The following is a 21,215-nucleotide window of genomic DNA, read 5'->3' on the forward strand; positions in this document are numbered from 1 at the left end:
TTCCCTCGATACTCTAGGAACGACCGATCTCGAGTAGTGCGCGGCGCAGGGGATCACCGGAAACTTGGAGCCAGTTGTGGTGCATGGGCTCTCCAAGTTCCAGGATCAGGAATATGGCCCCTGTGACGGCGAGCGAGGAGAGGAAGAAGCTCGCGATCACCGTGAGATTGGCAGGTGCGAACAGGCCGAAGCTAACGAAGATCAAGCAGAGCCAGAAGATCATCACGATGAGAAACTGGACGGGTACCGTCGTCCCGGGATTCTCCCACAGCAGCCATCGTTCGGCGTAGATGTTGTTGGTGATGGTCAGGGCTTGTGAGGCCAGCGCCGTGTGTCGTCGGTCAGCAGGTGACAGGGACAGGATGGAATCAAGAAGCGTGTCCAGCAGGTCCGCGGTCTCTCGCGGAGCCATTGATGGCGCTGTCGCCACGGGAAACAGCTCCTCGTTCTTCCGGCCCGCATAGGCCCTCAAGTTGGTCCGGGCCTCGTTCGCCTCCGGCCCGTATGCCCGCAGCATGTGATCGAGCTGGATGATGTCGGAACTGAGCTTCGTCACGATCCCCGCATTGACGGAATAGGCGCTGCTCGCCGAAGACAACATGAGAGCAAGGACAAGGGAGGTCAGCGAAGCGACGACGGCGGCCAACATTTTGACCACTGCAGCCGACTCCTTGCTCCGGTGATGGGCAGGAAGGGCCCGCGCGGTGAAGAGGCCAACCAGCCCGCCGCCGAACATGGCGGCAAGCGCACAGGCGCAGATGAACAGATACGAACTATGAAACATTGATGCTTGCACCATGCGGACAGTCACGCGACCAGTTGCATATCGCCGCAGTGGTCGTGGTCTATCTGGTGCTGGCTAAGTTCAAATCCTGTCACGCCGCCCCTCTTTACCTGCCGTTCCTTTCCAGCATCCCCGCCCATTGCCGGAGCCTGGCGTCCGCCACCAACGGAAACCCGCCATAGTCCTGATAGAGCTCGATCGCGCTCGCGCCGTATGAAACGCCCAGCCTGATCGTGCCGTCGAAGTCCTTGGGCGTCGTCCGCCAGGTCTGGAATTCGATCTCCGGACCGAGCTGCTTCATCGTGGCGTAGATGCGATGGAGCGGCCCGGGAAGTTCGGTGTCGAGGTCGTGGTTGTCGAACACGCAGCGGCGGCCGAGCGTCTGGCGGCAGCCGCGCATGAGACCTTCCGTGAAGGCCTGGTCGCCATTGCCCTGCCCCGGCCCGGTGCGCAACGGATTGACCGAGAGCACCAGCCGCGAATGCTGCCACGGCGCATAGTCGGCGACCGCGTTGGCGAGGCATTCCCTGTAGGCCTGCTCGGAGAAGCCCGCCGCGTGGAGCGACCTCAGGACGCCTTCCTGGATCGGCACGACGAACGGTTCGGCCGTGTAGGACATGCAGCTCGTGATCGCCACTTCGTTGATCAGCGGCCGCCAGTCGAAGCGCGCGGCCAACTGCTGCTGGAGCCGGGCCCACGCCTGCCGATAGGCCGGACTCCAGAAGCGACCGACGGTGCGTGGCTTTTCGTTGAAGATCGTCGCGATCGGCGGACCGCCGAGCTGCTTGGCCCAGTCCGGCGCCTCGAAGCCGCCCCTCACCCTGAGCTTCACGCCGAGAGGCTTCTGCGGATTCCGTTCGTTGTAGGCGCGAACCTCCGCGAGCGCTCGGTCGATGACGTTGTCGGGGCCGATCTCGGCGCCGGGCGTGGGCTGGAGCTGCTTCCAGCTCGCGATCACGACGAGTCCCCCGAAGATGCCGGGCTTGGCGTTGAGCGGTTCGAGCGTGTTGACCGGATCGCCGCCGTAACCGACGAAGCGATAGGCACCCATGGAGATGAGCCCGCGGATCGGCCCTTTGATCTCCTGGGCGTGCGACAGGTCGACAGGCAGCAGAAGCAGCACGGTGCAGGCAAGCAGCAGTCGGCGAAAGACGAGCGTCATGCCCGGAGAGGATATCACCGCAAGATCGCCCTTGCGCCGACGGCGCGCGGGTCGCACCTACCACCGCAATGAACACCCGGCGGGCGCTCGCCTTCATCTTCTGCACCGTGACGCTGGACGTGCTGTCGCTGGGTCTGATGATCCCCGTGCTGCCGACGATCGTGCTCGGCTTCATGGACGGCGACACGGCGGGCGCGGCGGAGATCTTCGGCGTGTTCGCCACGGTCTGGGGGCTGATGCAGTTCCTGTTCTCGCCGTTGCTGGGGGCGATGTCGGACCGCTTCGGCCGCCGGCCGATCATCCTGATCTCCTGCCTGGGGCTCGGTCTCGATTACATCTTCATGGCGCTGGCGCCCTCGCTCACCCTGCTGTTCATCGGCCGGGTGATCTCGGGCATCACGGCCGCGACCATCAGCACGGCTTTCGCCTATATCGCCGATGTCACCAAGCCCGAGGCTCGCGCCAAGGCCTTCGGACTGGTCGGCGTCGGTTTCGGCCTGGGCTTCGTGCTGGGACCGGCGCTCGGCGGCCTGCTGGGCGGCATCGATCCGCGGCTGCCCTTCTGGGTGGCCGCCGGTGCGACACTGCTCAATGCGGCCTTCGGCTGGTTCGTGCTGCCGGAGTCGCTGCCGCCGGACAGGCGCATGGCCTTCGCCTGGAAGCGCGCGAACCCGGTGGGCTCGTTGCGGCTGCTGGCCTCGCACGCGCAGTTGCTCGGCCTCTCGGCCGTCAACTTCCTGGGTGGGCTCGCCCATCAGGTGCTGCCGACCGTGTTCGTCCTCTACGCCGGCTTTCGTTACGGCTGGAAGGAAGAGACCGTGGGCCTCACCCTGGCGCTGGTCGGTATCTGCTCTGCCATCGTGCAGGGGGCGCTGGTGGGCCCCGCCGTCGCCTGGCTCGGCGAGCGCCGCATCTTGATCGGGGGACTCGTCTTCGGGGCGATCGGCATGACGATCTACGGGCTGGCGCCGACGGGAATGCTGTTCTGGGCGGGCGTGCCGATCATGGCGCTCTGGGGCCTGTCGGGTCCGGCGGCTCTCGGCCTGATGAGCCGGCTGGTCGGCCCTTCCGAGCAAGGCCAGCTTCAGGGCGCGAACAATTCGCTCGCCAGCCTCTCCTCGCTGGTCGGCCCCGCAATATTCTCGCTGACCTTCGCGCACTTCATCGCGCTACCCGGCAGTCCCTGGCCGGGCGCCCCGTTCCTGCTGGCCGGGCTGTTGCTGGCGGCAGCCAGCGTGGCCGCCTGGAGCGTTACAGCTCGGTCGCGGCCTGCCGGCCCGCCTCGGTAAGCCTGCACACCAGCCAGTCGGGCTTCAGCGGGTTGTTGAACCAGGGTTGTGCCCAGCCCCGCTTCAAGCACTTCTTGACGATGGCAACATCGATGGATTGCCCATCGAGGTCAAACAACGGCAGCTTGCCGCCGGCCTGAGACAGGCCGCGACGCAGGTAAAGTAGCTCGTGTAAAGTTGGGAGATCTTCTTCCAACCCATTGTCATTGAATGCGAGTGCATTCAATGACTGCGCCTGATGGCGCGCCAGTTCGCGATCTACAAACACGGCTCCGTCCCCCTCTGACGATACCGTTAAAAAGCCCCTCGCGATGGAAAATACGCCCGTTCGGCAAAAACCCAAGCAAAATCAGATGCTTGATACACTCTCTTACAATCGCCACTCGATCTTGTGGCTGTCAGGATCAAAACTGGCCACCCCTTGCGCCCACCCTGAGGCGGTGCGGAGGAGCGACTTAGTTGTGCGCCTTGAGCGTGCTGCGCAATTGCGTCAGCGCCTGCTCCAGATCCTCGAGCACGGACTCGATCTCCCGCCGCTTGTGCAGGTCGAGAACAGCCGCGCGCGGCGTCGTGGTCGACGGCTGCGGGCCCGTCCGCGGTAACGGCTGGCGATTGCTTCCGGCCGCCATGGCTTCGGCGCGCGCCGAGACGATGCGCAGGCTCTCCAGGGCACTTTCAGCGGCGAGATCGAGTCGCTGTGCCGGCAGACGGCCACGGCCCTCCTTCAGCAGGCGCTGGACGCCCTTGATGGTGTAACCGTCTTCGTACAGCAGCGTACGGATGCGGCGCAGGAGGTCGATATCCTCCGGCCGGTAATAGCGGCGACCACCACCGCGCTTCAGCGGGCGGACCTGGCTGAACTTGCTTTCCCAGAACCGCAGAACGTGCTGCGGGACGTCCAGCTCCGTCGCGACCTCGCTGATCGTGCGAAAGGCCTGCGCCGACTTCTCAACCCGCCTTTCAGCGGCCTGAACCGATACAGCCATCTCTCATCCCCTCGACAGCTCACAGCTATCCTTTTTCCTCGCCGGGTGTCCCATTGATCAGAGATTTAAGGACATTCGACGCTCGAAAGACGAGTACCCGCCGCGGCAGGATCGGAACCTCCTGCCCAGTCTTTGGATTGCGACCCACGCGTTGGCCTTTGTCGCGAACCGTGAAGCTCCCGAACGAGGAGATCTTCACCGATTCACCACGTGCCAAAGCCTCCACAACCTCGGAGAGGATCGTCTCCACAAGGTCGCTCGACTCATTACGAGACAGTCCCACTTCCTGGAACACTGACTCGCTGAGATCGGCTCGCGTGATAGTCCGGCCTTCCATCCGGTACCCTTCCTTCCCCCTACTTAATCCTTACTCTAAGGTGGGAAAGCGGTCAATATCAGTAGGATAGAGGCTGGACTTGAATCGCCGTCTGTTCACGTTCCGTTACGGACGATTTCGTCATTCGGCCGAAAAATCGGCCTATTGGCCTACCAGCGGACGAGTGAGGCGCCCCAGGCGAGGCCGCCACCGATACCTTCCATCAGCAGCAGGTCGCCCTTCTTGATACGACCGTCCTTCACAGCCGTATCGAGCGCCAGAGGAATTGAGGCAGCGGACGTGTTGGCATGCTTGTCGACCGTCACCACGACGCGCTCCGCCGGCAGGCCGAGCTTGCGGCCAGTGCCATCGATGATGCGCTTGTTGGCCTGGTGCGGGACAAGCCAGTCGATGTCCTTGGACTCCAGACCCGCCTTCTCCAGCACCTCACCCACCACGGCGGCCATGTTCACCACGGCGTGCTTGAAGACTTCCTTGCCTTCCATACGGAGGAAGCCGGTCGTGCGAGTCGAAGACGGTCCACCATCGACATAGAGGATGTCGTGTTGGCGACCATCCGAATGCAGAGCATTCGCGAGGATGCCACGGTCGGCCGAGGTGCCCTTGCCCTGCTCCGCCTTGAGCACGATGGCGCCGGCGCCATCGCCGAAGAGAACACAGGTCCCGCGATCGTTCCAATCGAGGATGCGTGAGAAAGTCTCTGCACCGATCACCAGTGCCGTCGAGGCGACGCCGTTCTTGATCAGGCTGTCGGCGACCGAGACGGCGTAGACGAAGCCTGCGCAGACGGCCTGGACGTCGAACGCTGCACCACGGGTCATGCCGAGCTCAGCCTGCACGCGCGTTGCCGTGGCAGGAAACGTCTCGTCGGGTGTCGCCGTCGCCAGCACAATCAGGTCGAGATCCGACGCCTTGATGCCGGCATGGTCGAGTGCGCGCTGCGAGGCCTTGATCGCGAGATGCGAGGTGAATTCACCATCGGCCGCGATGTGGCGCTGACGGATGCCGGTGCGCTGCTGAATCCATTCGTCGGAGGTCTCGACCTTGCGGGCCAATTCGTCGTTGGTGACGATACGCTCCGGCAGATAGGCGCCGCATCCCTGGACAACAGAACGAATCACTCGGCCCCTCCGCCTGCCTGCAGCGCCTCTGGCGACGCCTCGGCGACCGAGGTGACCTCGCGTAGCTTGGTCAGCCCCTCGGCAAGCTTGTTCTTGTATTCATAGCGAACCAGGTCGACGGCCACGCCGACGGCGTAGGCGAAGCCCAGCGCATCGGTGCCGCCATGGCTCTTCACGCAGACGCCGTCGAGCCCGAGAAAGACACCGCCATTGTAGCGGCGCGGATCGACGCGCTTGCGCATCTTCACCAAGGCGCCAGCGGCAAAGAGAAAGCCGATCTTGGCGAAGGTCGATGTTCTGAAAGCATCGCGAACGAACTGCGTATAGAGCTTCGCCGTTCCCTCGATCGACTTCAACGCGACATTTCCCGTGAACCCGTCGGTGACGACCACATCCACCGTGCCGCGGCCGATATCGTTGCCCTCGACAAAGCCGTGGAAGTTGACCGGTGCCTCCGGGCGGCGCAGCCACCGCGCTGCCTGCCGCAACTCCTCGTGCCCCTTCTCTTCTTCGGACCCGACATTCAGCAGGCCGACCTTGGGCCGGTCCAGACCGAGCAGGACCTGGGCAAAGACACTGCCCATCACGGCGAACTCGGCGAGATTGTCGGCATCGCATTCGAGATTGGCGCCGAGATCGAGCATGACCGTCTCGCCGCGCGACGTCGGCACAAACGAAGCCAGCGCGGGACGGTGCGCACCAGCCACGGTGCGCATGGCAAACATCGAGATGGCGAGCAGCGCGCCGGTATTGCCGGCGGAAACCACGGTGTCGGCGCGACCTTGAGCGGCTGCCTCGACGGCCAGCCACATGCTCGACTTGCGCCGGCGGCGCAGCGCGAACGACGGCTTGTCCTCCGCCAGCACGGCATCCTCGGCCGGCACGATCTCAAGCGCTTGCGACAAGCCCTTGCGCTTGTCGACCAGCGGCTTCAGCCGTGCCGGATCGCCGAACAGCAGGAAAGACGTACCGGGATAACGCTCGCGGGCAATGTCGGCACCGTTCACGATGACATCGGGGGCGTGATCGCCTCCCATGCCATCGAGCGCCAGGACAATCTTACCCGTGCCCACCGCTATGCTCCGCCTGTCGAATGCCAGCACATGGCCGGCGGCGTGCTGAAGACTACTTCTCGGCCGACGCGCTGTCGGCCAGGACCGGCATGTCCTCGCGGTAGTAACCGCAATGCGTGCAAACCATATGCGGGCGCTTCAGCTCGCCGCAATTCTTGCACTCCATGTAGGCCATGGTCGGCACCGCATGATGCGAGCGACGCATGTTGCGGCGGGACTTCGAAACCTTTTTCTTGGGAACTGCCATAACGATCTCCACGACGGGGCGGCGTTTCAAGACGACTGCGCCTGCCCCAAAAAAGCTGCGGCCGCGCTCTACAGGCGCGGCGGGCGGCCTTCTCTAGCCAAATCGTTTTACCGCTGCAACAGTTTAGCGGCCGCGACGCGGTTTGTCCCTCAAGGCCGCCAGTCCGGCGAAGGGGTGACGGCGCTGTTCCGGTGGGCCCCGGCGGCCTGCCGTGCGCAGCTTGGGGAGCACGTCTTCAAGCTTGATTCCGGGCCTTCTGGGATAAGGATCGGCGGTCAGCGAGAGCTGTTCGGCTACGATTTCGCCGACATCGAGCATATTCCCGGTGAGCGGCTCGGGCGCATCCGCCTGGGCGCTGAGGACTGCCTCGCCGCTCTCGGGATCGCGTTCGTCGGAAGTGCTCTCGGCGAAAACCAGCCGGAAGGCGTCATCCAGCTCCTGCGTGACCGGTTCGAGGCTCAGCACGCAAGCCTGGACGATCTTGCCACGCAGCCGCCCCTCCACGATCACCTGGCCGCCGGGACGGCGGTCGACGGTCACGCGGGCGGAAAAGGCCGGCAGGCCGAGAAAGCCGAACCGTTTGGCCAGGGCCGCCCGTTCGGCGTCGGTGGCGACGATGTCGACGGCGGCGTCATTCGTGCCCATCCGCTCGAGATCGACGAGGCGCTCTATTTCAGATTTTGATTTATTATCAGTCCGTTGTGGCATTTTATTAATTCACTTTATGAGATCAGAACGGGACGTTGCCGAGAGCTGGGTGGCGTAACCTCGGACATAGGCCTCGAGGGCACTGACAGTTTCCGCCTGGTCTGGCGGGTTACCGCCATAGGCATTGCGGCGCAAGACCTCGTCGAGCGGCGTCGGGCCGCCGGCCAGCGCCTCCCGGTAGGCCAGCGCCCGCCCGTGCAGCCCCTCAGCCATGATCTTGATGCGTCGGCCGACGCCCAGATCCTGCACACCGATTTCGCGCAGGGTGAGGTCGAGATGGCGGAACATGGCGTCGAAGAAGGCCTGCGCCACGGCGTCACCATCGGGCTCGCGACGCAGACGGTCGATCATCAGCGCCGCATGCAGGGAGAGCGAATCGAAGCGGCCGTAGAGATTGTCGGGAATGCCGCAGGTCTCATAGAGCTCGGGCGTCCGCGACTGCTCGGCCGTACGCTTGTAAACGGAAGCAGCAAACTCCTCCTCCGGCTTCCTGCGACGAAACACGATCGTTCCTCCCCCATTACCTGTGCCTCGGCCGGTTGACCGGCGTCGCGCATCACGACATGTTGTGGCCCCTCTTTCTCGCGAAGCCAAGAAACCGTCCATGCGTCGCACCGTCCCGCTTGCCCTGGCGAGCGCCCTCCTCGCACCCGCCGTCATCCTCGGCGGCTGCAGCAATGTCGTCGACCAGCGCGGCTTCACGCCGACACCGGGCTCCGTCGAAAAGCTCGAAGTCGGCACGCAAAGCCGCGAAGACGTCGTGCGCGTCGTCGGATCGCCATCGGCTGTCGCCACGTTCAATCCGAACATCTGGTACTACATCAGCGAGACCCAGGAGTACTGGGCCTTCACCAAGCCGAAGATCACCGAGCAGAAGGTCATCCAGGTGACCTTCAACGATTCCGGCCGCGTCGAAGGCATCAAGAATTACGACCTGAAGGATGCGGAGGACATCGCGATGGTCCAGCGCACGACTCCGACTTCGGGCAAGCAGCTCACGGTTCTCGAGCAGATCCTGGGCAACGTCGGTCGCTTCAGCGGTCCCCGCCAGTCGGGCAACCCCGGCGCTCCGACCAGCGGCGGCGCTCCGACAGGCGCCCCCTAGAGACAGCCCGAAACAGGCAGCCCAACGAAAAAACCCCGGTCCTTCGACCGGGGCTTTCTCTTTGTGGAGACTTCAGCAGCTCAGTGCGCGAGCACGGCGAGCAGCAGCAGCGCCACGATGTTGGTGATCTTGATCATCGGGTTGACCGCGGGGCCCGCCGTATCCTTGTACGGATCGCCGACGGTATCGCCGGTCACCGCGGCCTTGTGGGCCTCGGATCCCTTGCCACCGAAATGGCCTTCCTCGATGTACTTCTTGGCGTTGTCCCAGGCACCGCCGCCCGCCGTCATTGAGATGGCGACGAACAGGCCGGTGACGATCACGCCGAGCAGCATGGCGCCCACCGCGGCGAAGGCATCGGCCTTGGTCGCGATCGCCGAGATGACGAAGTAGACCACGATCGGCGACAGCACCGGCAGCAGCGACGGGACGATCATTTCCTTGATCGCCGCCTTGGTGAGCATGTCGACCGCACGGCCGTAATCCGGCCGGTCGGTGCCCGCCATGATGCCGGGCTTCTCCTTGAACTGACGCCGCACTTCCTCGACCACCGCCTGCGCGGCACGGCCCACGGCCAGCATCGACATGCCGCCGAAGAGATACGGCAGCAGGCCGCCGATCAGCAGGCCGACGATGACATACGGGTTCTCGAGGCTGAACTGCACTGTGCCCTGAACACCGAGCTTGCCCTGACCGATGAAGTACTTGAGGTCTTCGGTATAGGCCGCGAACAGCACCAGGGCGCCAAGACCAGCCGACGCGATGGCGTAGCCCTTGGTGACAGCCTTGGTGGTGTTACCGACCGCGTCGAGCGCGTCGGTGTTCTTGCGCACTTCCTTCGGCAGGCCCGCCATTTCGGCGATGCCACCGGCGTTGTCCGTCACCGGGCCGTAAGCGTCGAGCGCCACGACCACGCCGGCCAGCGCCAGCATGGCGGTGGTGGCGATGGCGATACCGAACAGGCCGGCCAGGATGTAGCAGACCACGATGCCGGAGCAGATCACCAGCGCCGGCAGCGCGGTGGCCTCCATCGACATGGCGAGGCCCGCGATCACGTTGGTGCCGTGACCGGTGACCGACGCCTGTGCCACCGCCTTGACCGGGCGATAGTCGGTGCCGGTGTAGTACTCGGTGATCCAGATGATCAGGCCAGTGACGGCGAGGCCGACCAGCGAGCACCAGAACAACGACAGGCCGGTGAACGACATTGCGCCGACCTTCATGACCGTGCCCATGCCGACGACATGCGAGGTCACGAACCAGATAGCCGGAATCGACAGCACCGCCGCAGCGATGAAGCCCTTGTACATCGCCCACATGATGTTGTTGTCCGAGCCGAGCCGGACGAAGTAGGTGCCGATGATCGAGGTCAGGATGCAGACGCCGCCGATAGCCAGCGGATAGGTCATCAGCTTGGAGACGAGGACTGGATCGGCCTGGAAGAAGATCGAGGCCAGGACCATGGTGGCGACGGTGGTCACCGCGTAGGTCTCGAACAGGTCGGCCGCCATGCCGGCGCAATCGCCGACGTTGTCGCCGACGTTGTCGGCAATGGTGGCCGGATTGCGGGGGTCATCTTCCGGAATGCCGGCTTCGACCTTGCCGACCATGTCGCCGCCGACGTCCGCACCCTTGGTGAAGATGCCGCCGCCGAGACGGGCGAAGATCGAGATCAGCGAAGCGCCGAAGCCCAGGGCCACCAGCGAGTCGACCATGACGCGGCCGCCGGCGGGAATGCCCATGTTGAGAAGCACCGCGAAATAACCGACGACGCCGAGAAGCGCGAGGCCCGCCACCAGCATGCCGGTGATGGCGCCCGACTTGAAGGCGAGGTCGAGGCCCTGCCCCAGACTCTTCTGCGCGGCAGCCGCGGTGCGCACGTTGGCGCGGACCGAGACGTTCATGCCGATGAAGCCTGCGGCTCCCGACAGAACGGCGCCGATCAGGAAGCCGATCGCGGCGAACTTGCCCAGAAGTATGGCCAGAATGATCAGCACGACCACGCCGACGATACCGATGGTGGTGTACTGGCGGCGCAGATAAGCAGCCGCTCCTTCCTGCACAGCTTGCGAGATTTCCTGCATGCGTGGCGTGCCGGCATCTGATGCCATGACCCGCGACGCGGTAACGATGCCGTACAGCAGGGCGATAACGCCACAGCCGATAACGGCCCATAGAATATTGGACATATTTTTATTAACCCGTTGTTTTCACAGCGCTTCCGGCGCATCGCGGCCCGGGTGCGTATCTCCCCCGGCGCGAAGGCGGCCAAAAAATGACAGATGCGCCCTATCGGCGCAACACGCGACTAGGCAAAAACCACGTCACGTCAAAGGGTTGGCGTCAGGCGCGTGACGGGTGGCGCAGGCGGAAAACGGCGATGACGACGAACGCGATCAGCACCAGAACCAGCGCCACATAGTTGAGGGTCGCCCAGCCCTCCAGTTCCAGCACGACGCTCGCCATCAAGCTGGATACGGTCGTCACGCCGAACACCATGAAGTCGTTGAATGCCTGGGCTTTGCCGCGCTCCGCCTGGCGGTAGGTCGTCGTCAGCAAGGTCGTGGCGCCGACAAACAGGAAGTTCCACCCCACCCCGTTCAGGCTGAGCGCGCCCCGGAAGTGCCACTCGGTGACACCCATCAGCGCGACGGCCACGCCCGCCACAAGCAGGACGATGCCCGCGATCATCATGTTGAAGACGCCGAACCGGGCAATCAGGTGTCCCGTGAAGAACGACGGCAGAAACATGCCCATGACGTGAACGAAGATCGTGACCGGCGCTTCGGTCTTGTCGAGGCCGCACTGCACGATGGCCAGCGGCGAAGCGGCCATCACGAACGACATCACGCCAAAGGCGATCATGCCGCCGGCACAGGCCACCATGTAGGTCGGCTGGGTCACGATCTCGAGCAGCGGCCGCTGCGGACCGGCTGCCTCGTCGGTCTTCACCGATGGGAACTCGATGAAGCCCAGAACGATGAAAACCAGGATGTGGACGACGACCACCGCCACGAAACTCGCCTGGAATGTCGGCAGCCAGAGATCAGGGGTAAAGCGCGCCAGGGTGGGTCCGATGATGCCAGCCAGCACGCCGCCGGCCGTCACATAGGAGATCGCCTGCGCGCGGTAGTGCCCCGGCGCCAGCTCGACGGCGGCAAAGCGGTACAGCTGCATGTTGGCAATGCCGTAACCCAGGAAGATGCCGCCCAGGCACATGACCGGAAAGCTGCCGATGCCGAGGCCGATCGCGGCGCACGAGGCACCCACCATGCCCATGATCGAGCCGCTGCGGAAACCGAACTTGCGGCCGCGGCGCATCATCAGCAGCGAAGCCGGGAAGACCGAGAGCATGACGCCCAGATGCTGCATAGTGACCGGCAGATTGGCCCACATGCGCATGTCCGGTGTGACGATGGTCAGCACCGCCAGCGCCGAGGAAGCGAACATCAGCGTGTTGCTGCTTTGGGTAAGCGCCTGACACATCGCCAGCAGGGCGATGTTGCGCATCGAGCGCGGCGGCATGCCGCCGCTGGTCGCCGCCGTCGTTTCCTGCACCTTGATCGAACCGTCCATTGGGCGCGCACTCTAGTCGGCAAGGCTGTGCGCGGCCATTCCAGTGGTGCGACTCAGCTACGCCGGGGACGCGTATCACTAGAAGTGAACGTAACCCTTGCGCGTCACCGCCGCTGGTCTTCCGCCGATCGTGAGCTGCACGCCGGCACCGCGCACGAAGCGGCCGATCCGGGTCACCTCGATCCCCGCCGCATGTGCCGCCTTGAGCAGCCCGGCCCGCTTGCGCGGCGGGATTGCGATGGCGAGTTCGTAGTCGTCGCCGCCGCCCAGCACATTTGCCCAGAGCTTCGGCTCGGCCGCCACGGCAGCGCGCGCCGCCGCCGACAACGGCACGGCATCGCGCTCGACACTCACCGCCAGCCGCGAGGCTTCGGCGATATGGCCAGCGTCAGCCAGCAGGCCATCTGAAACGTCGGTAGTCGCGCTCGCGATCCCGATCAGGCGAGAGCCCAGCGCGGAGCGCGGCTGCGGCAGGCGATAACGCTCCTCGAGCGAGGCACCCTGTCGAGGCGTGATGCCTCGCAATTGCCCGCGCGCCGCCAGAAGGCCGAGCGCACCATCGCCGACCGTGCCACTCACCCAGAGTTCGTCGCCCGCCCGTGCCCTGTCACGACCGAGGCCCTTGCCACGCGCGACCTTGCCGAAAGCCGTGATCGTTACGGTGAGCGGCCCCGGCGTCACGACCGTATCGCCGCCGCAGAGCACCACGCCGTAGCGACGCTGGTCCGCCGCCAATCCCTTCGCGAAACCAGTGATCCAGCTTTCGCGCCAAGCTGCCGGCAGGGCGAGCGAGAGCTGATAGACGAAAGGCGTCGCACCGCCGGCCGCGAGGTCGGAAAGGCAGACGCGCAGCGCCTTCGCTCCGACACGCTCGGGCCGCTCATCGGCCAGGAAATGAACGCCGGCCACGATCGTGTCGGTCTTCACCACGAGATCGTGGCGCGGATCGGCGGGCAGGAAGGCGTTGTCGCTCTTGAGGCCGCCGGCGCCGTCGAAGCCGCGGGCGAGCGGCGCGAAATAGCGGGCAATCAACTCGAACTCGCCGATACGCCGGCGCGGCGCCACGGCGTGCTACTTCGCCAGATCGGCCGAGCGCGACTGGCGCGCTACGCGGTCGAGCACGGAGTTCACGAAGTTCGGCTCGCCCTTGCCATAGAAGGCGTGCGCGATCTCGACATACTCGTTGATCACCACGCGTGCCGGCACGTCGTGACGATGCACCAGCTCGTAGGTGCCCGCCAACAGGATCGCCCGCACGAGCCGGTCGACACGCGCCCAGGTCCAGTCCTGCGCCAGCGCATCCGAAACGGTTTTCTCCAGCTCGAACTTGTGCGAGGCGGTTCCTTCGACGACGTCCTTGAATAGCGGACGGTCGGCATCGCGGCGCATCCCGCCCTCGCCCGTCTCGCCCGTCCGAACCTTCAGGAACTGCTCGACGATCTCGGCCGGAGCGTCCTGTCCTTCCTGCCACTGATAGAGCGCCTGAACCGCCGCCAGCCGCGCAGCCTGGCGACGGCTGGGCGCGGGCTTGTCGCTCACGAGCTCTTCCAGCGGCGGCCGAGTGCCACCATGGCGAGGCAGGCATGAGCAGCGTCGCCGCCCTTGTCGCCGCGGTCGATGAAGGCGCGCGCCTCGGCCTGCTCCATCGTGTTGACTGTCACGATGCCGTAGCCGATCGCCAGCTTCTTCTGAATGGAGAGGTCCATCAGTCCACGCGCACTCTCGCCGCAGACATAGTCATAGTGCGAGGTCTCGCCGCGAATGACGCAGCCCAGCGCGACATAGCCGTCGTAGCGCTTGCCCTTCTTCGAGGCGGCCAGAGCGATGGCGCCGGGAATCTCGAAGGCGCCCGGCACGGCGACGCGCTCGACTTTGGCACCGTTCTTCTTGATCTCGCGCTCCGCGCCCGCGACCAATGCCGCAGCGATCTCCGTATAATAAGGAGACTCGACGATCAGGATGCGTGCGCCCTTGACGCCGGCGACTGCCGGCCGCGCCGTCGGCGTTTCCGTCCGTGTCGACATGGTCAGATCGCCGTGCGGCCGGGTACCGGCCTCTGGCCGACCACCTTGAGGCCGAAACCTTCGAGACCGACGATGCTCTTCTTGCTGTTGGTGAGCAGGATCATCTCCTTGACGCCAAGATCGATCAGGATCTGGGCGCCGACACCGTAGTCGCGCAACTCCTGGCCCGATGGCGGGATCGGTTCGCCGGCGCGACGGCGCTGTTCGGCGAGGACGACCGTGAGCGGTTCGCGTATCAGCACGATCACGCCCCTGCCCTCCTTGGAGATCTCGCGCATCGAGGCTTCGATCTCGCCACCGCGACCGCCGCTCCTCTGGCCGAGTGTATCGGTGAAGAGGTTGACGGCATGCATGCGCACCATGATCGGACCGCCCGTCGCCGGGTCGCCCTTCACCAGCGCAACGTGCTGCGCCATCGTCACCTTGTTCACGTAGACGACGCAGCGGAAATCGCCGCCGTAGGTGCTGTCGAGATGGGTCTCGCTGATGCGCTTGATGATCGAGTCGTAGCGCCGGCGATAGGCGATCAGGTCGGCGATGGTGCCGATCTTGAGGCCATGCCGCTGAGCGAAGGTAATGAGATCGTTGCGACGGGCCATCGTGCCGTCGTCGTTCATGATCTCGCAGATCACACCGGCCGGTGTCAGGCCGGCAAGACGCGCCAGATCGACGGCGGCCTCGGTGTGGCCAGTGCGCTCCAGCGTGCCGCCATCGCGCGCCACCAACGGGAAGACGTGGCCCGGGGTCACGATATCCTGAGGGCCGCAGGACGGATCGATCGCGACAGAAACGGTTCGGGAGCGATCGGCTGCCGAGATGCCGGTGGTGACACCCTCTCGCGCTTCGATCGACACAGTGAAGGCGGTCGCATGGCGCGTACCGTTGTTCTGGGCCATCAGCGACAGGCCAAGCTGCTCGACCCTCTCGCGCGTCAGCGCCAGGCAGATCAGGCCGCGCGCATGCTTGGCCATGAAGTTGATCGCTTCGGGCGTCGCCCATTGCGCCGGGATGACGAGGTCGCCCTCGTTCTCGCGGTCCTCGTCATCGACGAGGATGAACATCCGGCCCTTGCGGGCTTCCTCGATGATGTCCTCGGCCGCGGCCTTCACTTCCGAGAAGGTGATCCGCCAAGCGTCCTTTTCGAGCGCGCTCATGTTTTTCCGTGCTCCAACAATCGCGCAACGTAACGCGCGAGCATATCCACCTCAAGGTTGACCTGCTGGCCGACCTTTGCCTGCCCCAGCGTCGTGACCGCCTGCGTGTGCGGGATCACGTTCACGCTGAAACGATTGCCATCCACTTCATTGACCGTGAGTGAAATGCCGTCGATCGTGACCGAGCCCTTGGACGCCACGAAGCGCGCGACATCGCCCGGCGCTTCGAAGTCGAAGCGCATGCTGCCACCGACCGGCGTCATCGAAACGATCTTGCCGACGCCGTCGACATGGCCATAGACCAGATGGCCGCCGAGTTCGTCGCCGAGCTTCAGCGACAGTTCCAGGTTGAGCTTGCCGCCAGCCTTCCAGCCGCCGAGATGGGTCTTGGACAGGCTCTCGTCGGACACGTCGACGGCGAACCGGCCGTCGCCCTTCTCGACCACGGTGAGGCAGCAGCCCGAGCAGGCGATCGACGCGCCGATGGGAACCGCCGTCAGGTCGTGTTTCGTCGCGATGACAAAGCGCCGGTCGCCCGCATTGCCGCCTGCATCGACCGAGACGATTTCACCGATGTCGGTGACGATACCCGTAAACATGGCCGTTCCTTAAGCCTCCCGCCGCCAGGTTTCCAGCGTGTCGCCGTCCAGTTGCCGGGCCGAACCCAGCCGGAACCGGGGCGCGAAACCCAGCCGCTCCAGGCCCAGTGGCCCGACCGCAGAGCGGCTGTCGCCGCCCAACAGAAGCCCTGCCCGGTAACTGGAGATACGGTCGACGAGGCCTGCCTTCAGGAACGAGGCCGCCACCTGTCCGCCGCCTTCGATCAGGACGCGGGTCAATCCGCGCGCGCCCAATAGCTGGCCGGCGGCGGCCACGTCGATGCGACCATCCGCGCCAGCCTCCACCTCGATGATCTCGACGCCCTGCCTGGCCAGCGCGTCGCGTGCCGCCGGCGACGCGGCCTTGGTACAGAGCAGCCATACCGGACGTTGCCCCGCCGTCGTTGCCAGCTTGGACTGCGGCGACAGTCGGGCTTTTGAATCGAGCACGAGGCGGACCGGCGATCGCTCGATAAGGCCGGGCAGCCGACACCCGAGATCGGGGTCGTCGGCCAAAGCCGTCTCGACGCCGACCAGGATCGCGTCGTGGGTGGCTCGCAGGTGGTGGCCGTGCAGGCGTGCCGCCGGGCCGGTGATCCACTTGCTCTCACCCGACGCGGTCGCAATGCGGCCATCGAGCGAACTGGCAACTTTGAGATGAAAGAGCGGCCGTCCCTCCTTCACGCGCGTCAGGAAGCCGGCGTTGATCTCCGCAGCCTCGGCCGCGCCGTCGCCAACGACGACGTCGATGCCCGCTGCCCGCATCCGCTCGTGCCCCCGCCCCTTCACCCTCGGATCGGGATCCTCGAGCGCCGAGACGACCCGCGCGACGCCGGCTCCCACCAGCGCATCGGCGCAGGGCGGCGTGCGGCCATGATGTGAACAGGGTTCGAGCGTGACGCAGGCCGTGGCGCCCTTCAGCGACAGGCCCTGGGCCGCCGCCTGGGCGATGGCGTCGGCTTCGGCGTGCGGCCGGCCGCCATCCTGCGTTCGGCCCCGCGCGATCACCTGGCCGTCGCGCACGATCACGCAGCCGACAGCAGGATTGGGCCAGGTGCGCCCGAGCGAGCGGCGCGCCAGCGCTAAGGCCGCGCGCATCATCGGGTCAGTCCTTGAAGTTGGTATCGGCGAGGTCGGAGATGAATTCCTCGAAGTCCTTTGCCTCGCGGAAATTGCGATAGACCGAGGCGAATCGCACATAGGCCACCGGGTCGAGCGCACGCAGTGCGTCCATCACCAGTTCGCCGATCTGCGTCGAGGGGATCTCGCTCTCGCCCGAACTCTCGAGGCGGCGCACGATGCCGTTCACCACGCGCTCGGTGCGCTCGGGATCGACCGGCCGCTTGCGGCAGGCGACCTGGATCGAGCGCGCGAGCTTGTCGCGATCGAACGCCACGCGCTGGCCATTCTTCTTCACCACCGTCAGCTCGCGCAACTGGACGCGCTCGAAGGTCGTGAAGCGAGAGCCGCAGGACGGACAGTAGCGCCGCCGGCGAATCGCCGAATTGTCGTCAGTCGGCCTCGAGTCCTTAACCTGGGTGTCCTCGTGACCGCAGAATGGACAGCGCATCTATTCCCCCTGTTATTTTCTAGATTGGCGCGTTGTCAGTCGCGGTAGATCGGAAAGCGGGCGCAAAGCGCGTGCACCTTGGCGCGCACTTGCGCTTCGACCTGGGCATCGCCGTCCGGGCCGTTCTTGGCGATGCCGTCGAGCACGTCGGCGATCAGATGGCCGATCTGGCGGAATTCGGCGACGCCGAAGCCGCGCGTCGTGCCGGCCGGCGAACCGAGCCGCACGCCCGAAGTGATCGTGTACTTCTCTGGATCGCCCGGAATGCTGTTCTTGTTCACCGTGATGCCGGCACGATCCAACACCTTCTCGGCCGACACGCCGGTCGCCTTCTTCGGACGCAGATCGACCAGCATGACGTGGCTGTCGGTTCCGCCCGAGATGATATTCAAGCCACGCTCGGTCAGCGCCGAGGCCAGCGCGCGCGCATTGTCGATGACGTTCTGCGCATAGACCTTGAAGTCCGGTCGCAGCGCCTCACCGAAGGCCACGGCCTTGGCGGCGATGATGTGCATCAACGGCCCGCCCTGCAGGCCGGGGAACACTGCCGAGTTGATCTTCTTGCCGAGATCGACATCGGTCGACAGCACCATGCCGCCGCGCGGGCCGCGCAGCGTCTTGTGCGTCGTCGTCGTCACGACATGGGCGTGTGGCAGCGGGCTCGGATAGACGCCGGCCGCAACGAGGCCGGCATAGTGCGCCATGTCGACCATGAAATAGGCACCGATCTCGTCGGCGACCTTGCGGAAGCGTGCCCAGTCGATGGAGCGCGAGTAGGCGGAAGCGCCGGCCACGATCAGCTTCGGCTTCTCCCGGCGTGCCACCTCTTCCATCTGCTCGTAGTCGATCAGATGCGTGTCGGGCTTCACGCCGTAGGACACGACCTTGAACCACTTGCCCGACTGGTTGGCCGGCGAGCCGTGCGTGAGATGGCCGCCCTGGTCGAGCGCCATGCCCATGAAGGTATCGCCCGGCTTCAAGAGCGCCATGAAGACGGCCTGGTTGGCCTGCGCACCAGAATGCGGCTGCACGTTGGCGAAGGAGCAGTCGAACAGCTTGCAGGCGCGCTCGATCGCGAGCTGCTCGGCCTTGTCGACTTCCTCGCAGCCGCCGTAGTAGCGCCGGCCGGGATAGCCCTCGGCATACTTGTTAGTGAGCACCGAACCCGCCGCTTCGAGCACGGCGCGCGATACGATGTTTTCAGAGGCGATCAGCTCGATCTGCTCGCGCTGGCGGTGCAGCTCACCCTTGAGGACTGCCTCGATTGCAGGATCGGCCTCGGCAAGGCTCTTGGTGAACATCGGCAACGGCGACTCACCGGACTTGGCAGCAGCTTGGCTCATCTCGCTCAACCCTTTGAAAGCTTTTCGACACGGCCGGCATGGCGACCGCCGGCCCATTCGGTAGACAGAAAGACCTGGAGCGCTTCGCGCGCCGTCTCGACGCCAATCAGACGTTGGCCAAAGGCGATCACGTTGGCGTCGTTGTGCTCGCGCGACAGCCGCGCCGAGGTCACGTCGTGCGCCAGCACCGCCCGGACCTTGGGGTTGCGGTTGGCGGCAATCGAAATGCCGATACCGCTGCCGCAGACCAGCACGCCGCGTGCAGCTTTGCCTGAAGCGATGGCGTCGCCCATCGCCTTGCCGAAGTCTGGATAGTCGACAGATGCGGTCGAATTGGTGCCAAGATCGAGCACCTCGTGACCCGCTTCCTGCAGGTCGCGCTTCAGAATTTCCTTCAGGTCGAAGCCGGCATGATCCGACGCGACCGCGATGGCGCCCCCCGGCATGTCGACGATCGATCCCCTCTAGCTGTTGAGCCCCCTGCTACCATATTCGGGGCCGTAATGTCACCGTCCCCCAAAATCGTGGGAACCCACCTACAAGACGTTGAACTGGAACGAAAAAGGCCCGGCGCTGGCCGGGCCTTCCTCGCGAATGGCTGGGTCGCCTACTTGGTCGACGGGTAGGACTTGCCGTCCTTCCAGACGTAGATGTCGTAGACCGCGTTCTTGATGTCGCCCTTGGCGTCGAATTCGAGGACGCCGACGGCGGAGTCATACTTGCCGGAGCGCAGCGCCGCGGCGACCGCGGCTGCATCGGTCGACTTCGCCTTGTTGGCAGCGTCGGCCCAAGCCTTCACCGCGGCGTAGCTGAACAGCGTGTAGCCTTCCGGATTGTACTTGGCGTCGCGGAACTTCTTCACGAGTGCCGCATTCTTCGGGTCGTCCTCGGCCTTCGGCGGGAACGACATCAGCACGCCGTTGGTCGCCGCACCGCCCAGCTGGGCGAATTCGGCGGTCTCCAGCGAGTCGAAGCCCATCATCTGGGCCATCAGCCCCTGCTCGCGCGACTGCTTGATGATCAGCGCGCCCGCCGTGTGGTAGCCGCCGAGCACGATGATGTCGATCTTGGCCTGCTTCATCTTGTTGACGAGGGCCGCGAAGTCCTTGTCGGTGTCGTTGTAGGCCTCGTACATGGCCTCGCGCAGACCACCCTTGTTCAGAGCCTTCTTGGTCTCGTCAGCCACGCCTTTGCCGTAGGGCGACTTGTCGTGGAGGATCGCGACCCTGGCCGTCTTGTGGTTCTTCAGGATGTAGTTGCCGACCGTCGTGCCCTGCACGTCGTCACGGCCGCAGGTGCGGAACACGGTCGTGTTGCCCTTGGTGGCCGCATCCTCGGTCAGCTTCGGGTTGGTCGAAGCCGGCGTGATCTGGAGGATCTTACCTTCCTTGTAGATGTCCGACGCCGGGATCGAGGAACCCGAGCAGAAATGCCCGGCCACGAACACCACCTTGTCGGAGACCATCTTGTTGGCCACGGCCGTCGCCTGCTTCGGGTCGCAGGCATCGTCACCGATTATGAGCTCGAGCTTCTGGCCGTTCACGCCGCCGGCGGCGTTGATGTCTTCCACTGCCATCTGCGCGCCGCGCTTGAGCTGCTCGCCGAAGGCCGCGTTCGAACCTGTCATCGGACCGGCCGAGCCGATCTTGATCTGGGCAAGCGCCGGTGTCGCCATGAGCGCGACGGCGGCGACGGCCAGGGTGCCGTATAACTTCTTCATCCCTAGTCTCCCTTATTGAGCCCCCTCCGCTGGTGCGGAGCATGGCGGTTACATTAGTGCCGCTCCTCCCAACCCAGCAAGCCTTTGCGCCGATAGAGCCAGGGATACTGGTGAACCATCTGACGCGCGCGTGTCAGGCGATAGGCGAAAGCCGCGATGGCGAGTTGCACAGCCCAGCCAAGCACGAAGCCGCCGATCGACCACAGCTCGCCATTGGCCAGCGCGTAGTCGAGGAAACGCAGCGTCGCGGCGAGAAGCGCGGTGTAGAAAACGATCTGCGGCCAAGGCCGCCAGATCAGCGCCACCGCGTGCCCCGCGGCAAACGACGCCGGCCCGACCAGGACGAGATTGAACAGCACGACGTTGAACAGCGTGTCGCCGAACCAATCGAACATGAAGGTGTCGAGTGGGCTCATG

At 65.0% G+C, this 21,215-nt stretch carries 25 protein-coding genes; 2 read left to right on the forward strand and 23 right to left on the reverse strand.

Annotation, left to right across the window (positions count from 1 at the left end; all coding sequences use genetic code 11):
- Nucleotides 1-13: 13 nt before the first annotated feature.
- A complete protein-coding gene (locus EPO50_RS06245) occupies nucleotides 14-811 on the reverse strand; it encodes a hypothetical protein (protein ID WP_296342046.1) in 798 nt (265 codons plus the stop codon).
- 79 nt (nucleotides 812-890) lie between these two features.
- Nucleotides 891-1,946 carry a hypothetical protein gene (locus EPO50_RS06250; RefSeq protein WP_296342048.1) on the reverse strand — a complete coding sequence of 352 codons (1,056 nt, stop codon included), beginning with the start codon at nucleotides 1,944-1,946 and terminating at the stop codon, nucleotides 891-893.
- Nucleotides 1,947-2,014: 68 nt separating this feature from the next.
- On the opposite strand from EPO50_RS06250, the gene EPO50_RS06255 reads away from it, so the two are divergent.
- Nucleotides 2,015-3,235 (forward strand): TCR/Tet family MFS transporter, encoded by a 1,221-nt coding sequence (locus EPO50_RS06255; RefSeq protein ID WP_296342049.1) that lies wholly within the window; start codon nucleotides 2,015-2,017, stop codon nucleotides 3,233-3,235.
- Here EPO50_RS06255 and EPO50_RS06260 read toward each other — a convergent pair.
- The 8 genes from EPO50_RS06260 to EPO50_RS06295 all read right to left on the reverse strand — a co-directional run bounded on the left by EPO50_RS06260 (nucleotide 3,198) and on the right by EPO50_RS06295 (nucleotide 8,211).
- Complete coding sequence (locus EPO50_RS06260) at nucleotides 3,198-3,503, reverse strand: hypothetical protein (RefSeq protein ID WP_296342051.1); 306 nt, start codon at nucleotides 3,501-3,503, stop codon at nucleotides 3,198-3,200. The two genes, EPO50_RS06255 and EPO50_RS06260, sit on opposite strands and share 38 nt — an antisense overlap.
- A 187-nt stretch (nucleotides 3,504-3,690) precedes the next feature.
- Nucleotides 3,691-4,221 (reverse strand): MerR family transcriptional regulator, encoded by a 531-nt coding sequence (locus EPO50_RS06265; RefSeq protein ID WP_296342052.1) that lies wholly within the window; start codon nucleotides 4,219-4,221, stop codon nucleotides 3,691-3,693.
- Nucleotides 4,222-4,246: 25 nt separating this feature from the next.
- Nucleotides 4,247-4,558 carry an integration host factor subunit alpha gene (locus EPO50_RS06270; RefSeq protein WP_020695707.1) on the reverse strand — a complete coding sequence of 104 codons (312 nt, stop codon included), beginning with the start codon at nucleotides 4,556-4,558 and terminating at the stop codon, nucleotides 4,247-4,249.
- Between the two features lie 149 nt (nucleotides 4,559-4,707).
- Nucleotides 4,708-5,679 (reverse strand): beta-ketoacyl-ACP synthase III, encoded by a 972-nt coding sequence (locus EPO50_RS06275; RefSeq protein WP_296342056.1) that lies wholly within the window; start codon nucleotides 5,677-5,679, stop codon nucleotides 4,708-4,710.
- A complete protein-coding gene (plsX, locus tag EPO50_RS06280; protein ID WP_296342058.1) occupies nucleotides 5,676-6,752 on the reverse strand; it encodes a phosphate acyltransferase PlsX in 1,077 nt (358 codons plus the stop codon). Before plsX ends, EPO50_RS06275 begins: the two co-directional genes overlap by 4 nt.
- 52 nt (nucleotides 6,753-6,804) lie before the next feature.
- Nucleotides 6,805-6,999, reverse strand: coding sequence for a 50S ribosomal protein L32 (gene rpmF / locus EPO50_RS06285; protein ID WP_020695704.1), 195 nt, complete (start codon nucleotides 6,997-6,999; stop codon nucleotides 6,805-6,807).
- 123 nt (nucleotides 7,000-7,122) lie between these two features.
- Complete coding sequence (locus EPO50_RS06290; protein WP_296342060.1) at nucleotides 7,123-7,644, reverse strand: DUF177 domain-containing protein; 522 nt, start codon at nucleotides 7,642-7,644, stop codon at nucleotides 7,123-7,125.
- A gap of 72 nt (nucleotides 7,645-7,716) precedes the next feature.
- The gene (locus EPO50_RS06295; protein ID WP_296342062.1) at nucleotides 7,717-8,211 is read right to left on the reverse strand and encodes a ubiquinol-cytochrome C chaperone family protein; all 495 of its coding nucleotides are present in this window, start codon (nucleotides 8,209-8,211) and stop codon (nucleotides 7,717-7,719) included.
- A gap of 100 nt (nucleotides 8,212-8,311) precedes the next feature.
- Between EPO50_RS06295 and EPO50_RS06300 the strand changes: the two genes are divergently transcribed.
- Nucleotides 8,312-8,812, forward strand: a complete 501-nt coding sequence (locus tag EPO50_RS06300) for an outer membrane protein assembly factor BamE (protein WP_296342063.1) — start codon at nucleotides 8,312-8,314, stop codon at nucleotides 8,810-8,812.
- Between the two features lie 80 nt (nucleotides 8,813-8,892).
- On the opposite strand, the gene EPO50_RS06305 is transcribed toward EPO50_RS06300, so the two are convergent.
- The 13 genes from EPO50_RS06305 to EPO50_RS06365 all read right to left on the reverse strand — a co-directional run bounded on the left by EPO50_RS06305 (nucleotide 8,893) and on the right by EPO50_RS06365 (nucleotide 21,214).
- Entirely contained in the window at nucleotides 8,893-11,001 is a 2,109-nt protein-coding gene (locus tag EPO50_RS06305) for a sodium-translocating pyrophosphatase (protein ID WP_296342067.1), read from the reverse strand.
- A gap of 154 nt (nucleotides 11,002-11,155) precedes the next feature.
- Nucleotides 11,156-12,388, reverse strand: coding sequence for an MFS transporter (locus EPO50_RS06310; protein ID WP_296342068.1), 1,233 nt, complete (start codon nucleotides 12,386-12,388; stop codon nucleotides 11,156-11,158).
- A 78-nt stretch (nucleotides 12,389-12,466) separates the two neighbouring features.
- Nucleotides 12,467-13,453, reverse strand: coding sequence for a thiamine-phosphate kinase (gene thiL / locus EPO50_RS06315; protein ID WP_296342069.1), 987 nt, complete (start codon nucleotides 13,451-13,453; stop codon nucleotides 12,467-12,469).
- Between the two features lie 6 nt (nucleotides 13,454-13,459).
- Complete coding sequence (nusB, locus tag EPO50_RS06320) at nucleotides 13,460-13,927, reverse strand: transcription antitermination factor NusB (RefSeq protein WP_296342070.1); 468 nt, start codon at nucleotides 13,925-13,927, stop codon at nucleotides 13,460-13,462.
- Nucleotides 13,924-14,412, reverse strand: coding sequence for a 6,7-dimethyl-8-ribityllumazine synthase (locus EPO50_RS06325; protein ID WP_296342072.1), 489 nt, complete (start codon nucleotides 14,410-14,412; stop codon nucleotides 13,924-13,926). The genes nusB and EPO50_RS06325 overlap by 4 nt, the downstream gene beginning before the upstream one ends.
- A 2-nt stretch (nucleotides 14,413-14,414) precedes the next feature.
- Nucleotides 14,415-15,566, reverse strand: a complete 1,152-nt coding sequence (gene ribB / locus EPO50_RS06330; RefSeq protein WP_296342074.1) for a 3,4-dihydroxy-2-butanone-4-phosphate synthase — start codon at nucleotides 15,564-15,566, stop codon at nucleotides 14,415-14,417.
- Nucleotides 15,563-16,165 carry a riboflavin synthase gene (locus tag EPO50_RS06335; protein ID WP_296342076.1) on the reverse strand — a complete coding sequence of 201 codons (603 nt, stop codon included), beginning with the start codon at nucleotides 16,163-16,165 and terminating at the stop codon, nucleotides 15,563-15,565. Before EPO50_RS06335 ends, ribB begins: the two co-directional genes overlap by 4 nt.
- Nucleotides 16,166-16,174: 9 nt before the next feature.
- Nucleotides 16,175-17,263, reverse strand: a complete 1,089-nt coding sequence (gene ribD, locus EPO50_RS06340; RefSeq protein ID WP_296342078.1) for a bifunctional diaminohydroxyphosphoribosylaminopyrimidine deaminase/5-amino-6-(5-phosphoribosylamino)uracil reductase RibD — start codon at nucleotides 17,261-17,263, stop codon at nucleotides 16,175-16,177.
- A 7-nt stretch (nucleotides 17,264-17,270) separates the two neighbouring features.
- Entirely contained in the window at nucleotides 17,271-17,735 is a 465-nt protein-coding gene (gene nrdR / locus EPO50_RS06345) for a transcriptional regulator NrdR (RefSeq protein ID WP_020695692.1), read from the reverse strand.
- Between the two features lie 35 nt (nucleotides 17,736-17,770).
- Entirely contained in the window at nucleotides 17,771-19,078 is a 1,308-nt protein-coding gene (gene glyA / locus EPO50_RS06350; protein ID WP_296342080.1) for a serine hydroxymethyltransferase, read from the reverse strand.
- 5 nt (nucleotides 19,079-19,083) lie between these two features.
- Nucleotides 19,084-19,524 (reverse strand): ribose 5-phosphate isomerase B, encoded by a 441-nt coding sequence (rpiB, locus tag EPO50_RS06355; RefSeq protein WP_296342084.1) that lies wholly within the window; start codon nucleotides 19,522-19,524, stop codon nucleotides 19,084-19,086.
- A 161-nt stretch (nucleotides 19,525-19,685) separates the two neighbouring features.
- Nucleotides 19,686-20,798 (reverse strand): branched-chain amino acid ABC transporter substrate-binding protein, encoded by a 1,113-nt coding sequence (locus tag EPO50_RS06360; RefSeq protein WP_296342086.1) that lies wholly within the window; start codon nucleotides 20,796-20,798, stop codon nucleotides 19,686-19,688.
- Between the two features lie 53 nt (nucleotides 20,799-20,851).
- Nucleotides 20,852-21,214 (reverse strand): DUF6867 family protein, encoded by a 363-nt coding sequence (locus tag EPO50_RS06365; RefSeq protein WP_296342088.1) that lies wholly within the window; start codon nucleotides 21,212-21,214, stop codon nucleotides 20,852-20,854.
- Nucleotide 21,215 lies beyond the last annotated feature (1 nt).

It is taken from the genome of Reyranella sp. (assembly GCF_004297405.1).
GTDB lineage: Bacteria > Pseudomonadota > Alphaproteobacteria > Reyranellales > Reyranellaceae > Reyranella.

What these genes read in the sequence shown, in the direction of transcription:
- EPO50_RS06305 (WP_296342067.1), bottom strand. Translation starts at nt 11,001, where the DNA reads ATGTCCAATATTCTATGGGCCGTTATCGGCTGTGGCGTTATCGCCCTG.
- EPO50_RS06270 (WP_020695707.1), bottom strand. Translation starts at nt 4,558, where the DNA reads ATGGAAGGCCGGACTATCACGCGAGCCGATCTCAGCGAGTCAGTGTTC.
- ribB (WP_296342074.1), bottom strand. Translation starts at nt 15,566, where the DNA reads ATGAGCGCGCTCGAAAAGGACGCTTGGCGGATCACCTTCTCGGAAGTG.
- EPO50_RS06360 (WP_296342086.1), bottom strand. Translation starts at nt 20,798, where the DNA reads ATGAAGAAGTTATACGGCACCCTGGCCGTCGCCGCCGTCGCGCTCATG.
- glyA (WP_296342080.1), bottom strand. Translation starts at nt 19,078, where the DNA reads ATGAGCCAAGCTGCTGCCAAGTCCGGTGAGTCGCCGTTGCCGATGTTC.
- EPO50_RS06325 (WP_296342072.1), bottom strand. Translation starts at nt 14,412, where the DNA reads ATGTCGACACGGACGGAAACGCCGACGGCGCGGCCGGCAGTCGCCGGC.
- rpiB (WP_296342084.1), bottom strand. Translation starts at nt 19,524, where the DNA reads ATGCCGGGGGGCGCCATCGCGGTCGCGTCGGATCATGCCGGCTTCGAC.
- EPO50_RS06335 (WP_296342076.1), bottom strand. Translation starts at nt 16,165, where the DNA reads ATGTTTACGGGTATCGTCACCGACATCGGTGAAATCGTCTCGGTCGAT.
- EPO50_RS06300 (WP_296342063.1), top strand. Translation starts at nt 8,312, where the DNA reads ATGCGTCGCACCGTCCCGCTTGCCCTGGCGAGCGCCCTCCTCGCACCC.
- EPO50_RS06290 (WP_296342060.1), bottom strand. Translation starts at nt 7,644, where the DNA reads ATGGGCACGAATGACGCCGCCGTCGACATCGTCGCCACCGACGCCGAA.
- nrdR (WP_020695692.1), bottom strand. Translation starts at nt 17,735, where the DNA reads ATGCGCTGTCCATTCTGCGGTCACGAGGACACCCAGGTTAAGGACTCG.
- EPO50_RS06310 (WP_296342068.1), bottom strand. Translation starts at nt 12,388, where the DNA reads ATGGACGGTTCGATCAAGGTGCAGGAAACGACGGCGGCGACCAGCGGC.
- EPO50_RS06265 (WP_296342052.1), bottom strand. Translation starts at nt 4,221, where the DNA reads ATGGCTGTATCGGTTCAGGCCGCTGAAAGGCGGGTTGAGAAGTCGGCG.
- EPO50_RS06255 (WP_296342049.1), top strand. Translation starts at nt 2,015, where the DNA reads ATGAACACCCGGCGGGCGCTCGCCTTCATCTTCTGCACCGTGACGCTG.
- ribD (WP_296342078.1), bottom strand. Translation starts at nt 17,263, where the DNA reads ATGCGCGCGGCCTTAGCGCTGGCGCGCCGCTCGCTCGGGCGCACCTGG.
- EPO50_RS06365 (WP_296342088.1), bottom strand. Translation starts at nt 21,214, where the DNA reads ATGAGCCCACTCGACACCTTCATGTTCGATTGGTTCGGCGACACGCTG.
- EPO50_RS06250 (WP_296342048.1), bottom strand. Translation starts at nt 1,946, where the DNA reads ATGACGCTCGTCTTTCGCCGACTGCTGCTTGCCTGCACCGTGCTGCTT.
- rpmF (WP_020695704.1), bottom strand. Translation starts at nt 6,999, where the DNA reads ATGGCAGTTCCCAAGAAAAAGGTTTCGAAGTCCCGCCGCAACATGCGT.